Raw genomic sequence first — 13,064 nt, 5'->3', positions numbered from 1 at the left:
TCCCGCCTCTCAGACCTCCCGTCAGCCGTCACCGTGGGTGTCCGGCACGTCCAGCTCGTGCAGCAGATGCTCGTAGCCGCGCACCACCGTGCGCGCCGCCTCACGGGTCGCGCCGTACAGCGTTCCGGACTGCCAGCGCACCAGCCAGACGGAGTGCCGGCGCCGCGCCTCCGCCCGCAGCGTGTCGGCTCCGGCGTCCCCGGGCAGTCCCAGCCGGGCGGCCGGGCCACGGCCGAACTCGCCCAGGGCACGCCGTAGTTCCGCGCTCTCCTCGGAGCCCAGCCGCAGCCGCCCGGAGTACAGCTCGCGCAGTGTCCGCAGCTCCGCGAAGCCCGGTTCGTTCAGGGCCAGGGCCTCGAAGCCGCCGATGGCCGCATCCAGCAGGGACCGCTCGCGGGGCCCGGCTCCGGCCGCCAGGTCCCTGGGCATCCGGCGGATGCGTTCCAGTGATCCGTCGAGCTTCAGCAGCGCGGAGCGGTGGCCGAAGTGGTCGGTGAGCCTGCTTCGCAGGCCGGTGAGCCCGCTGTCGTCCAGCAGGGTCGTGCGCAGCTTCGCGGGATCCCGCACGCCGTCCCGCAGCAGTCCGCAGACGGTGTGGATGCCGTACGGGCCGAAGCGGTCCCACAGGACCCTGCGTCGCGCCGCGTCGAGCGGGAACCCCTCCCCGGCGTTCACGAACATCTTGGCGTCCGTCAGCCGGAGCGACAGGGTCGCCGCGGGGCCCTGCGCGAGTTCGGCGAAGGCGGCGACGGTCTCCTCGTCCAGGGTGGCGGCCGCCTGGCCGAGCAGCCCGCACACCGGCGTCAGGTCGAAGAGCCGCCTGCGCATGCCGGGTGCGTCCTGCATGATGCGGTCCGCCTGGCGGCGGCCCAGCACCAGCGGATGCGGGCCGCCCTCCTCCCACAGGTACTCACACTTGGTGAGCACTCCCAGGGTCGTCAGGGGCGTCGAGGTGGCGAAGTCGGGGCCGAGGAACTGCGCGACGACGTCGGCGTCGGTCCGGGAGGGACCACGCACCGGGAGGACCAGGATCAGGGCGTCCGCGGCCGAGGCGTGGCGGAGGCTGGCGTCCATCACGTCCTCCGGCCGCAGCCGCAGGAACTCCAGGGTGTTGAGCGAGTCCTCGCCGAAGACACAGTCCAGCCCCGGCGTGTCGATGAGCTCGAAGTCCTCCAGATAGGGGGCCGGGATCTCGACCACGACCTCCGCGATGCCCCGCAGCTCCTCCAGATGGTCCTCCCGGCGCGCCGTCAGCTCCTCCAGCCGGTCCGGCGTGTAAGGGACCGACGGGCGGCCGTCCTTGTAGCGGACCAGCAGCCGGGGCGTCTCGGCGTACCGCAGCCGGTTGACGTTGAAGGTCAGCTCCTGCGAGCCGGTGGCCACCCGCTCCTCGCCGATCAGCGCGTTGACCAGCGTGGACTTGCCGGTGCTGATACGGCCGACCACGGCGACACTCATCTTCTTCCCGGCCCGCTCCCGTTCCGCCTCGAACGCGGCCCGCAGCACCTCCGCCGAGCCGCCGCCACGGGCCATCAGCCGGAGTGCGGAGTCGAAGGCCGCCTTCACGCGGTCGGCCAGGCCCTCGCTCATGCCGCTTCGCCCTCCGCGTGCGGTCCGGAGCCGGGACGCCCCTCGGCGAGCCGGTTGACCGCGCGCACCAGGGCGGCGATCCGCTCGCGGCCGTCCTTGAGCGGCCGCTGTTCCGTCTCGAGTTCGCCCAGCCGCCGGGTCGCCTCCTCCGCGGTGCGCTGGGCGCTCTGCTTCAGCCGCTTCAGGGTGTCGGTGGTGCGTTCCTGCTCGCGGGCGATCCGGCTGTCCAACTCGGACGTGATCTCCCGGGAGAAGTCGCCGATCGCCTCCTGCGCGGCCTGCTCGATCCGGGGCGCCTGGTCGCGTCGGGCCCGCTGGACGGAGTCGGCGAGCTCACGGCGCCGCTGCTCGATGACGTGCTCCGGGATCTCCCGTTCGACCGTCTCGTACCAACGCTGTTCCGGGGTGTCGAGCACCTTCTTCTCGTAGGTCTCGTACACCGGCGAGAAGAAGTCCTTGGTCCGGTTCCAGCCGTGCTTGACCTTGTTCCAGAAGCCGGACGGCGGAGGGCCGGAGGCCCGCTTCTTCTCCCGGGTCCTGGTCTCCTTGCGGTAGGTCGCGGGGATCACGTGCTGCACACGCTCGGTGGGCCGGTGCAGCCGCCCGAACGCCGCGAGGTCCACCACGGGCGGCGCCGGCATCTCGCCGAGTTCACTGCCGCCCAGCTCCAGGCCGATGTCCCGGGCCAGCCCCCGCTGCAGCTCCGCGGCACGCCGCGCCGCCCATTCGGAGACCGTCGTACGCGCCATGCCCAGGTCACCGTTGACCCGCAGGGCCAGCAGATCGGGCTGCTCCAGATGCATGCGCACCGCCAGGTACTCCGTCTCCGCCCGGCTCCACACCCGGTCGAACTCGCGCGCCGTGCGCTCGCTCACCTTGGCGCGCAGCCCGTCCAGTTCGTCCTCCAGGCGCTTGCGCCACGGAGCCGCGCCGGAGGACAGCTCGGCCAGCCGGGCGGACTCCCGCTCCGTCTCCCGGTTGAGTTCGTCCAGCCGGGCCCTGCTGGTGTCGCGCAGCGCGCTCTCCTCCGCCAGCAGCGGATCCAGCAGCGTACGGACGGCCGCGTCCGCCTCGCCCAGCGCGCCGCCGAGCAGGACCCGGGCGCGGTGGCGGGCCAGCCTCGACCAGAGGACCTCCTCGAGCTGGGGGAAACCGGAGTTGTGGAGCAGCTCCGCGCGCAGCTCGGGGTCGTCGCCGCCGATCCCGGCCAGATACTGCTGCTTGAGTTTGCTGGAGACCGGCACGATGAGCACGTCCTCCGGGGACCTGCCCGTGATCGCGGCGATTTTCCTGCGGTTGGCGGCCAGGTCGGTTTCGATGTCCGCCCTCCGGTCCGACTTGGTGAGCACGTAGAACATCGCGTCCGGGTGGTCGGCCGCCTTCACGGCGTGCGCCGCCTCGCGCAGGAAGTCCGTCTCGCTCTCGGTGAGCGGTTCCTCGGCCGACACGACGAAGAGGATCGCGTCGGCGGTGGGCAGTTGCTCCTGCGTCACCAGTGTGTGCTCGTGGTAGACGCCCCCGACTCCGGGGGTGTCCACCAGCACCAGACCGGACTTGAGGCGGTGCGAGTCCAGCCTCAGATCGAGGAGGACCGCCTCGTCCTTCCGGCTGCCGCTCTCGGCCGCGTACTCGCCGATCTGGTCGAGCCTGATGGGCCGTACGACGAGCGAGCCGTCCGGCGCCTTCAGGGTGACATCGGCGGCCTCGGTCTCCCCCCGGCGGATCGTGGCGGCGACACAGGTCGCGAAGTAGTGGTCGACCGGCAGGATGTTGGGGCGGTCCAGCAGGGCGTTGAGCAGGCTGGACTTGCCGCGGTTGAACTCCCCGCACACCACCACGGTCAGCTCTCCTGAGCGCAGCCGCTCCTGCGCCCCGTACAGCCGGTCCGCCGTCTGCTCGGCGGCCCGTTGCCGGGCCACCTCGACGATATTGTCGAACACGGTCAGGATCTCATCGCGGATGGACTCGTAGTCGGCCACTTCCGTCCTCTCCTCCGGGTGGAGATCCCAGGTCGGAGATCCCCTCTGGTCACAGGTCAGAGATCCCAGACGCGGATCTCGCGGTCGGTGGCGGCGATCAGGGTGGCGGTGTCCGCGCCGAAGGCCAGGTCGTGGAGGGAACCCGGGAGCAGCATGCGCCGTGCGGCGCGGGGAACCCGCAGCGGCTCGTCGGGCGTTTCTTCCACGGGACGCGGAAGCTCCCAGAGCGCGATGACACCACCGGGGTCGGCGGCCGCGAACAGACGTTCGTCCGTGCTGACGGCCAGGAGATGCGGCTTGAGCAGGGCAGGGTCCTGCACGCGGACGGCGTGCCCGCCGAAGCTCCACACGTCCACCGCCTGCGGGACACTCGCCCCCGAGGCGAAGCCGGCCGTCGACGGCAGGGCGAGCAGCTTGCCCGGGTCGTTGACGGTGAGCTGCGAGGGCTGGGCGAGCTCACGGCCCTGTACGTGGCAGATGATCACTTTGCCGCCGGCGGGGAACGCGGCGATCTCGAGCGCCGGGTCGAGGACCAGCCGCTCACCCGTCATGCTGTAGCGCGAGAGATCGGTCTCGTGGAGAACCTCCCCGGCGGCGAGGGCGGAGATCCGAAGGTGCCGCTGATTGTTGAGCACGGCGAGCCGAGTGCCGTCGGAGGAGAAGGCGGCCATGAGGCAGGCCCCGTCGAAGGGGACGGATCCATGTGCCTCACCGGAGACGACGTCGACCACGTCGACCCTCCGGGCGTGGCCGCCGCCCTCCATCGGTACGACGGCCAGGAGCGACCCCGAGGATCCCGCGGACATCACCCGGAACACCGAGGGCAGCTCCCACAGCGGCTTCAGCCCGTCCGGGTTCCGTTCCCAGCACACCGTCTCCTGGCCGTGCTGGGTCACGACATGGCGGCCGCCGGGCACCAGCAGGACGTGTCCGAAGGCCGTGGCGCCGTCACCGATGGGCAGGGCGGTGCCCGGCGGGGGCGCGAGGTCCTCCCAGGACGGCATGGCGCCCGCGCGGCTGCCGCGCCGCCGTGGCCGCCCCGACGGCTCACCCCGTCCGGTGGTGACCAGCCAGTCGCCGGAGGAGACCTCGGATCCGGCCTCCGAGTGCAGTTGGGCCACCGAACCGGGGCGCCTGTCCCCGCGTAGCTCCCACAGCCCTCCGTCGGTCAGCCGGACCAGGGCGAACACCGCGTCGGCGGGGTAGTCGTCGCCGGGTCCGACATACCACTGCAGCAACTTCCCGGTTCCTCCTGGCAGTTCCCAGGAGAGCGGGACGGTGAACCCGGCGGGCCGCCCGGCGACCGAGTACCGCTCGGTGGCCGCCCCCGCCCACGCGGCCGCGCCCTGCGCCACCGCCAGCTCCGGGTCCTCCACTCCGCGCAGCAGTCCGGGGAACGCCTGCTCCAACGCCTCCCTGACGGCCGGCATCCGGGTGGAGCCGCCGACCAGCAGTACGGCGGCCAGCCGGTCGGCGTGCTGTCCGCAGCGGTCGAGCAGGTCCCGGCAGCAGACGACGGTACGGGTGACGAGGGGCGCGGTGAGTTCGGCCAGCCGGGCGCGGTCGAGGCCGACGGGCAGGCCCGCGGAACGGAAGTAGTCCTCGATCTCCGCCTCCACGCTCAGCCGGTGCTTGAACCGGTGCGCGAAGTCGCCGAGGTCGAGAGTGCGCCGCAGCCCCTCCTCCACGTTCGCCGTCGGGCCGGAGGACTTCGTCGAGGACCTCCCCGACGCCTTGCCGCCGCCCTTGTCGTCGTCCTGCCCCTGCTCCGGGTGCAGCCAGGACGAGAGTGCGGCACCGCCGCGCCGTACGAGCTCCTCCGCGAGCAGGACGTCGATGTCATGGCCGCCGCAGTCGTCCAGCGCCGCGTGTCCCAGGACCTCCACGGTCCCGTCCGGGTCGTCCTGCGCAGCGGTCCTGATCAGCGCCGCGTCGAAGGTACCGCCACCGAAGTCGTACACCAGAACAAGACATCCCGGTTCGAAGGCGGCCCCGGCCAGCGGGGCGAACGCCGCGGCCACCGGCTCCGGCAGCAGATCGACGGCGGTGAGACCGGCCGCCTCGCCGGCGCCGATGAGCAGGGCGCGGCGCGGGTCACCGGGACCGTAGGAGGCGGGGCAGGTCAGCACCGCCCGGGCGATGGGCCGGCCGTACAGCCGTTCCGCCTCCCCACGCATGGCGGAGATCAGCGCGGTCACCAACTCCTGCGCCTGATACGAGGTGTCGCCCAGCACCAACGGGGTGCTCTCGCCGAGGTTCCGTTTGAACTCGCCGCGGAAGGAGGACGGGTACATGGCCTTGCGGTGCTCGGCCGGGGTGCCGACCAGGAGCCGGGAGCCCTCCCAGGACACGGCCGAGGGCCATGCCCAGGAGTCGCCCGAGGGTTCCTTGACCAAGCGGACCCGGCCGTCGGCGAGCAGCGCCACGGCCGAGGTGGAGGTGCCGAAGTCGATGGCGAGGACGGGTTCGTGCGCCATGGGGCGGGGCCGCCTTTCCTTGGGGCCTGGGGCCTGGGGCCTGGGGCCTGGGGCCTGGGGCCTGGGGCCTGAGGCCGGTACGGAAGCTCTTCAGTGCTGCCGGGCAGGCATGTGGTCCAGCGCGTCGGCGACCAGCGCCTCCCAGGACACGTCGTCGATCTCCGGCAGGGGCAGGACGGTGAGCAGGGCGTGCAGCCGGGCCAGGATCTCGGGCGCGGCCACCGCGTCCGGGTCCGTGTCAGGTGGTTCCGGGGGGTTCGGCAGGTGGTCCCGCCGTTCCTCGTTCATTTCGGTCTCCTCTTCGCGACGGGGCGGGCATCGGTCGTGTCGTCGAGCCGGAGCAGCTCCAGCAGATCCAGCCGGGCCCGGGACAGACGGCTCTTGACCGTGCCCATCGGTATCCGGAGCACATGTGCGATCTCCTCGTAGCTGCACCCGCACAGATGCCGCAGGACGACGACCGCGCGGAAGTCGACGTCCAGCGCGGCCAGGGCCTGCTGCACACGCAGTCCGTCGGTCACCCGTCCGTCCACCGCACGGACGGGTTCCGTGGGCAGTAAGTCGTCGCCGACGGGGCACGGGCGACGGCCCCGCTGCGCGATCTCGGCCTTCGCGGCATTGACGGCGATGGCGCGCAGCCACGTCGTGAAGCGGGCCTCGGAGCGGAACCCTCCGATGGCTCCTGTCACGCGTATCAGCGCGTTCTGGCAGGCGTCCAGGGCGTCTTCCCGGTTGCCGGTGATGCCCGCGCACACGGTCAGCACCGTGGTGCGATGCCGGCGCAGTAGCTGTTCGAGCGCGTGCCGGTCGCCCTGCACCGCGCGCGGTACGAGTTCCTCGTCGCCCAGACCCGTCAGGTCCTGCGACATCACGTTCCCCAACCCCAACCCCCCACAGGTGTGCCCTTGTCAGTCGCGTCCGCCGGCCATGTGGCGGAGAACCGACGCCCGACGGCCCATAGATCGGGCTAAGGCCGGAAAAGTTCCCCGTCCCATACGGATACTTTTCCGCCACCGGCGAGGGCCAGTCGTGTTCCGTCGTGGGACCAGGCGAGATGGGTGATCGGGGCGGGGGAGTGGGCGAGTTCGGTGACACGGGCGCAGGAGGAGCTGTCCACGATCAGGCACCACCCGGTCCGCAGCGCGATCGCCAGGGTCCGGCCGTCCGGTGAGAACTCCAGGGTCGTCGGGGTGGTTGTCGTCAACTCCGCCTCACCCACTCGAATCGTCGCGGTGGTCGATGACCGGCCGTGCACGAGCGAGTGGGTCACCGCGACCGGGCCGTCGGGGTGCACAGCCGCCATCCGCAGGTTCCTGCGCAGGGCGAGGGGCCTCTCCCCGACGACGTGTCCGGCACCCTCGTCAAACGCGACCAGGGCGACAGCGGCCTGTTTCGACGCCCAGACGACGTCGTGCCGTCCTGAACACCAGCCCATCAGCAGCCGCTCAGGCACCGCTGCCTTGCGGGCCGTCAGGTTCAGCACGTGCCGGCCGTCGCCGCGAGTGGTGTCGATGGTCCAGAGAGAGACCGAGGGCTTTGGGGCATCCGGATTCTGTGTGACGGCCACCACCAGGCGATCCGGGCCCACCGGCAGCGCCTGCACGACGCGAACACCCTGGGCGCAGCCTGGAGGAACCAGTCCGACCTGGCGTTCACGCCCTGCCCGTCCGCCGTCCAGTGCGAGAAGGAACGCGGTCCTGGAGTCCGGGTCGGCCACCACCAGTGCCTCGCCCCCGGGTTCAAACCGTGCTTCCCCTTCCGGCAGGCGGGCGGTCGCGACCCTTTGTTCTCTGCCGCCTTCCGGCCACTCCTTCACACCGTGCGGCAACGCCAGTCGCAGTGCCCCCTCCCTGGTCCAGCCGATCGCCCTGACGCTGTCCACGGCCGCTCGTCGCAACGGACCCTGCGTATCCGGTGCCGCCTCCGAGGTCGTGACCAGCCAGTCTCCCGAGACGAACCGCTCGCCCGGTTCCGCGTGCCAGCGCCGGATCTCGCCGCGGCGCTCCGCCCGCAGCCGATGCAGGGTGCCCTCGACCGACCGCACGTCCGCGACCACCGCGCCCGCCTCGTACGCCCTACCCTCCGCGACCACCGGACCGAGGAAGATCCCGGAGCCCCCCGGTACCGTCCATGTCAGAGGTTCCGTCCCGGGCGGCCTGACGGTGGGCCGCAGATCACGGGACGGGGCCCCTGAGGCCCAGGACGCCGCACCCCGCACCACGGCGAGCTGAGGGTTCTCCACGTGCCGCACCGCGATGCCCAGGGCCCCTTCGAGATGCTCTCGGACCACCGGGCTGCGGCTGCTGCCGCCGGCCATCAGCACGGCCGCGAGCCCCTCCGGCCGGACATCGGCCTTCGTGAGCAGGTCACGGCAGCATTCCACGGTGCGGCCGATCAGCCCCTCCGCCATGGAGTCCAGTACGGCGCGCTCCAGCAGCACGACGTCGCCGCCGGGGGAGAGGTCCTCCACCTGGCCCGCGGTGCTGAGGTCGTGCTTGAGTTCCCGCACGAAGTCGCCCGTGGCGATCCCGCCTCGCAGCGCCGTGATCTCGTCGGCGTCCCCCGGCACTCCGGAGAGCCCCGAGTGGCGCTCGGCCAGATGCCGCAGCAGCGCCGCGTCCAGGTCCCGGCCCCCGCAGTCCTCCAGCGAGGCGTGCCCGAGCACCTCGTGCGGTGCCCCGTGCCGCCCGGTCCCGATCCGCACCACGGCGGCGTCGAAGGTGCCGCCTCCGAAGTCGTGTACGAGGATCACGTCCCCGGCGGCGAACGGGGCTCCCACGGGAAGGGAGTACGCCGCCGCCACCGGCTCCACGAGCAGTTCCGCCCGGTCGAGCCCGGCGCCGGCCGCTGCCCGGATCATCGCGTCGCGGCGCGGGTCGGCGGGGCCGTACGCGGCGGGGACGGTGAGGAGCACATGGCGCGGTGACCGGCCCAGCACCCGCCGCGCCTCCGCGGCGACCGCCCGCAGTGCGGCGCTCACAAGATCCTCCGGCTGATGGGGAGTTCCGTCGATCAGAAGTGGTACGGAACTGCCCAGATCCCTCTTGATCTCCGAGCGGTAGCGGGTCGGGCGCAGCCGCTTGCCCCGCTCCGCCACGGAGCCGACGAGCAGTCCGCCCGCCCCGTCGGCGAGCACCGAGGAGGGCCAGGACACCGCCCCGGTGGCTGGTTCGTGCAGGACGCGTATCGAGTCCCCCTCCACCAGGGCCGCCTGGGTGGTCGTCGTCCCGAAGTCGACGACCAGGATCGCTTCCGCGGGGTTCTCGCTCGGGCTCATCCGGCCGTTCCTTCCTGCCCGGAGGCGATGCGGTGGTGCAGCGCCTCATATGCCTGCCGTACCGTCAACTGAGCCTGGAGCGAGGCCCCGTACGCCGTGGGCGCCGACAGCTCCGCGTGCCAGCGGTCCAGCCGGGCGCGGGCCGTGCGCAGCAGCAGCGAGCGGTCCGACTCGGCGGGCAGTCCGAGCCGGGCGGCCGCGCCGGTGCCGTGCTCGCCGGTCACCCGGAGGAGCTCCGCGGCCTGCTCGGCGGGGAGATCGAGCCGTCCCTCGAAGTGGTCGCGCAGCGCCCGCAGCTCCGCGTACGCCTGGGAGTGCCGCAGTTCCACGGCGGTCAGCGCGCCGGCCACCGCCTCCACCGCCCGCGCCGGTTCACCACACAGCGACCGTGCGGTCCGCTCGGCGAGACGCGGCACGGTACGGAACGCCTGCGCGGCCTTGATGAGATCGGCCCGGCCACCGAAGTGGTCGCGCAGCAGGGCGCGCAGCGCCTCGACGCCGGACACCCTGAGCAGCTCGCCCCGCAGCGTGCCGACGGTGTCGGCTCCCGCACGCAGCAACCGGCACGCTTCCACCACGCCCCAGCCGCCGAAGCGCCCGAACAGCCGGGCACGTTCCCCGGGGGAGAGCGGGAGTCCGGTGTCCGGGCCGGTGAACGCGTCGCTGTCGGCGGCACGTTCGGCCAGCAGCCGCGGAGCGGTCGTGGTGGCCAGTTGCGACAGGCCGGCGAGGTCGGCGGCGTCCATACAGGCGGCGCCGGAGCCGAGCAGTCCCGCCACCGGGACCACCGCATACAGCAGCCGGGAGGTTCCCGCCGTGCGCATCAGCTGGTCGGCGACCCGCCCGGCGGGCCGCATCGGATCGGGCGCGTCGTCCGGATCCCACAGCATTTCGACCTTGTTGAGGACAGCGACGGTGTTGAGCGGACCGAGCCCGGGCACCTGGGCCGTGAACTCGGCGGTGAGCCGTATGTCGTCCCGGTGGGCGCCGCGCGCGGTGAACGTCAGCACCATGGCGTCGGCCCTCGCGCTCTCCGCGAGCGTCGAGTCGGTGAGGTCCTGTCCGGTTCGGCCCAGGAGACGCAGTGTGGACGCCGACTCCGGGCCGGTGAAGGAGTCGAGGCCGGGTGTGTCGATGATCTCCAGTTCGGCGAGCTGTCCGTGCGGGTGACAGGTCTCCAGGTAGTCGATCCGCCGCAGTGTCGCCTGCCGGTCGGGACCGGCCGCGGACCGTGCGGTGAGCGACTCCAGTTCGGACAGGTGGTGGTGCCGGGTCACGGTGCCGTCCAGATATCGCACCGTCAGCGAGGGCTCGGTGCCGTGCCGGAAGCGGTTGACCGTCATCGTCAGCTCAGTGACGCCGGTCGGTGCGATGCGCTCGCCGAGCAGCGCGTTGACCAGGGTGGACTTGCCCGCGCTGACCCGGCCGACCAAGGCCACGGAGAACGGTGCGGACAGCCGGCCGGCCTGGTCGGCCAGGGTGCGGCGAAAGGCCTCCGGCAGACCATCCGTGGTCGCACTGTCCCGGAGCACGTCCAGCGCGGCCTGCCGGAGAGCCGCGGAGTCGCTCACGCTTCCGGCCCCGACTCGGATGCTGTCTCCGACGTCGGGCCCGGCTCGGCGTCCCGCCCTGTTCCCGGCTCCGGCCCCGTGGTCCCCGGCTCGGCGTCCCGCCCTGCTCCCGGCTCCGGCCCCATGGTCCCCGGCTCGGTGACGGCCGTTGCTCCGGGTCCCTCGTCGCTGGCTTCCTCGTGTCCGGCTTCCTCGTCCCCGGCGTCCTCGTCCCCAGCTTCTTCGTGTCCGGCGCCCCGCGACGGGTGCGGCAGGTCCGTGTCCGCTTCCGTGACGACTTCGCTGACCAGGGCCGCGAGCGTGGCCACCTCCTGCCCGGCGGTGAGCAGCTCCGAGTGCTCCCGCGCCAGCGCCTCGTGACGGGCGCGGGCCTGCTCGCGCGTGGCGTCGGCGGTCGCCTTCAACCGTTCAAGGGTGTCGCCCACGGTCTCGGTCTGCTGCCGCAGCAGGCTGTCGAGTTCCTGCTCCGCCCTCTCGGCCGCGGTGTCCAGCAGGTTGCCGAGCCCATGGACGATGACCCGTTGCTGGCGTCCGCGGGCCATGCCGAGCTGGTCCCGCAGATTCCGGCGACGCGTTTGCAGCTCCTGGTGGCGGGCGGCCTTGACCCCACGCAGCAGGCCCACCAGCAGCCCGGCCGCGGACCCGATCAATGCGCCCACCGGGCCGAACACGGTGCCGCCGATCGCCGCCCCCATCGACGCCCCGAACGCACCGTCGCGGCCGATGGGCATCACCTTGCCCGGCTGCTCCTCGGTACCGAGGTCCGGTTCCAGCCGCAGCGGGCCGACGGCGTCGATCCGGCTGTTCGCGGTGGGGCTGAGGCCGATGCCATGACGTCGGGCGAATCCGGCGACCAGCGCGTTCAGTTCGGTCTCCGCGCGGCGCGCCGTGGCACCTGCCACCGCCGTGTACGCCGCGGACACCTGCGCGGCCAGCTCGTCCGTGTCGTCCTGGAGAGCCTCGTCGTAGAGGTACTCGGTGCACACGCGCTGCCACACGGTGTCGAGTTCGTCGTGCAGGGACATGACCAGATCCCGGCGCAGTTCCTTGAGCAGCGACCGCAGTTCCGTGCGCCACTGGGCTCCGGTGCTCCTCAGCTCGGTGATGCGCCGTTGCCCGGCCTCGGCCTCCGCCCGCATCCGGGAGAGCGTCTCGTCCGTCTCCCGGGCGAGTGCCTCCTGTTCCGCCGCCAGCGGGCGCAGCAGCGCCTGCACCGCGGCACCGGCCTCCTCGAGTGGGCGTGCCAGCAGCAACCGGGCACGGCGCCGCCGCAAGCCCCGCCAGAGGACGGCCTCGAACAAGGGGTAGCCGCTGTCCTCGTCCGGCGCGTCGGAAACGGAGGCCAGATGGCGGAGCCTGAGGCGGGTCGAGACCGGCAGCACGGATGTGTCACCCGTGGGCCGGCCGGTCAGCTCGGCGAGCTTGGCGCGGGTGTTGGCCAGCATCTCGCGCCGGTCGGCGGGGGCGGCCTGGTCCGCCCGGGTGAGGACGACGAGCAGCCCGTCCTCTTCGGGTCCTGAGCCCGTCGCGGTGACCGCATGCCCCAGGAACCGCAGTTCGCTCGCCGTCAGCGGAGAGGTCATGTCGGCGACGAACACCACCGCGTCGGCCGAGGCGAGGAACCCCGTGGTCATCGCGGTGTGTTCGGGGAACACGCCTCCCACGCCCGGTGTGTCGACCAGGGTGACGCCGTCGGCCAGCTTCGGGTGGGGCAGCAGCACTTCGATGAGCTCGGCCCGGTGACGGTTGCCCGGGTTCGAGCTCTCCGTCACGTACTGCGCTATCTCGTCGAGGGGGATCGCCCGTTCCTCGGTCTCGCCGCCCGTGTCGCGCAACCGGGCGGTGGCCTGCGCCCGCGGACCCCAGCCGACCGTGGTGACCACGCTGGTGGTCTGCAGCACATCGACGGGGAGGAGCCCCTTCCGCTCCACCAGGGCATTCACGAGGCTGGACTTGCCGCGGTTGAACTCGCCGCAGACCACGACGACGATCCGGCCGTCTGCGAGTCTGCGTGCCGCCTCGCGCAGGCGTGACTCGGTCTCCGCCAGCGCCCGCTTGCCCGCCGCTCCGGCGAGGTGCTCCAGCATTCGCGCAGTCCGGGCCGTCAGTGCGCCCGTATCGAGTCGTTCCATGCCGTCCTCCGCCTCGCGACACCCGCGGTCGTTCGCGA

At 72.4% G+C, this 13,064-nt stretch carries 8 protein-coding genes; all 8 read right to left on the bottom strand.

What is annotated here, in order from left to right:
• Nucleotides 1-21 precede the first annotated feature (21 nt).
• Nucleotides 22-1,590, bottom strand: a complete 1,569-nt coding sequence (locus tag ACIBK5_RS01170; protein WP_399014887.1) for a dynamin family protein — start codon at nt 1,588-1,590, stop codon at nt 22-24.
• Complete coding sequence (locus ACIBK5_RS01165) at nt 1,587-3,569, bottom strand: dynamin family protein (protein ID WP_399014885.1); 1,983 nt, start codon at nt 3,567-3,569, stop codon at nt 1,587-1,589. Before ACIBK5_RS01165 ends, ACIBK5_RS01170 begins: the two co-directional genes overlap by 4 nt.
• 56 nt (nt 3,570-3,625) lie before the next feature.
• Nucleotides 3,626-6,046 (bottom strand): Hsp70 family protein, encoded by a 2,421-nt coding sequence (locus tag ACIBK5_RS01160; RefSeq protein WP_399014883.1) that lies wholly within the window; start codon nt 6,044-6,046, stop codon nt 3,626-3,628.
• Between the two features lie 90 nt (nt 6,047-6,136).
• Nucleotides 6,137-6,334, bottom strand: coding sequence for a hypothetical protein (locus ACIBK5_RS01155; protein WP_399014881.1), 198 nt, complete (start codon nt 6,332-6,334; stop codon nt 6,137-6,139).
• Nucleotides 6,331-6,915, bottom strand: a complete 585-nt coding sequence (locus tag ACIBK5_RS01150; RefSeq protein WP_399014879.1) for an RNA polymerase sigma factor — start codon at nt 6,913-6,915, stop codon at nt 6,331-6,333. The genes ACIBK5_RS01155 and ACIBK5_RS01150 overlap by 4 nt, the downstream gene beginning before the upstream one ends.
• Before the next feature lie 98 nt (nt 6,916-7,013).
• Nucleotides 7,014-9,323, bottom strand: a complete 2,310-nt coding sequence (locus tag ACIBK5_RS01145; RefSeq protein WP_399014876.1) for an Hsp70 family protein — start codon at nt 9,321-9,323, stop codon at nt 7,014-7,016.
• Entirely contained in the window at nt 9,320-10,894 is a 1,575-nt protein-coding gene (locus ACIBK5_RS01140; RefSeq protein WP_399014874.1) for a dynamin family protein, read from the bottom strand. The genes ACIBK5_RS01145 and ACIBK5_RS01140 overlap by 4 nt, the downstream gene beginning before the upstream one ends.
• Entirely contained in the window at nt 10,891-13,026 is a 2,136-nt protein-coding gene (locus ACIBK5_RS01135) for a dynamin family protein (RefSeq protein ID WP_399014872.1), read from the bottom strand. Before ACIBK5_RS01135 ends, ACIBK5_RS01140 begins: the two co-directional genes overlap by 4 nt.
• Nucleotides 13,027-13,064: the final 38 nt, after the last annotated feature.

The sequence above is a fragment of the Streptomyces sp. NPDC050546 genome (assembly GCF_044457425.1).
GTDB lineage: Bacteria > Actinomycetota > Actinomycetes > Streptomycetales > Streptomycetaceae > Streptomyces.
This window is presented reverse-complemented; position numbering and strand designations above follow the sequence as displayed.

Bases quoted from the DNA above. Each gene is read 5' to 3' on its own strand.
- ACIBK5_RS01145 (WP_399014876.1), bottom strand. From the start codon at position 9,323: ATGAGCCCGAGCGAGAACCCCGCGGAAGCGATCCTGGTCGTCGACTTC.
- ACIBK5_RS01160 (WP_399014883.1), bottom strand. From the start codon at position 6,046: ATGGCGCACGAACCCGTCCTCGCCATCGACTTCGGCACCTCCACCTCG.
- ACIBK5_RS01135 (WP_399014872.1), bottom strand. From the start codon at position 13,026: ATGGAACGACTCGATACGGGCGCACTGACGGCCCGGACTGCGCGAATG.
- ACIBK5_RS01155 (WP_399014881.1), bottom strand. From the start codon at position 6,334: ATGAACGAGGAACGGCGGGACCACCTGCCGAACCCCCCGGAACCACCT.
- ACIBK5_RS01170 (WP_399014887.1), bottom strand. From the start codon at position 1,590: ATGAGCGAGGGCCTGGCCGACCGCGTGAAGGCGGCCTTCGACTCCGCA.
- ACIBK5_RS01150 (WP_399014879.1), bottom strand. From the start codon at position 6,915: ATGTCGCAGGACCTGACGGGTCTGGGCGACGAGGAACTCGTACCGCGC.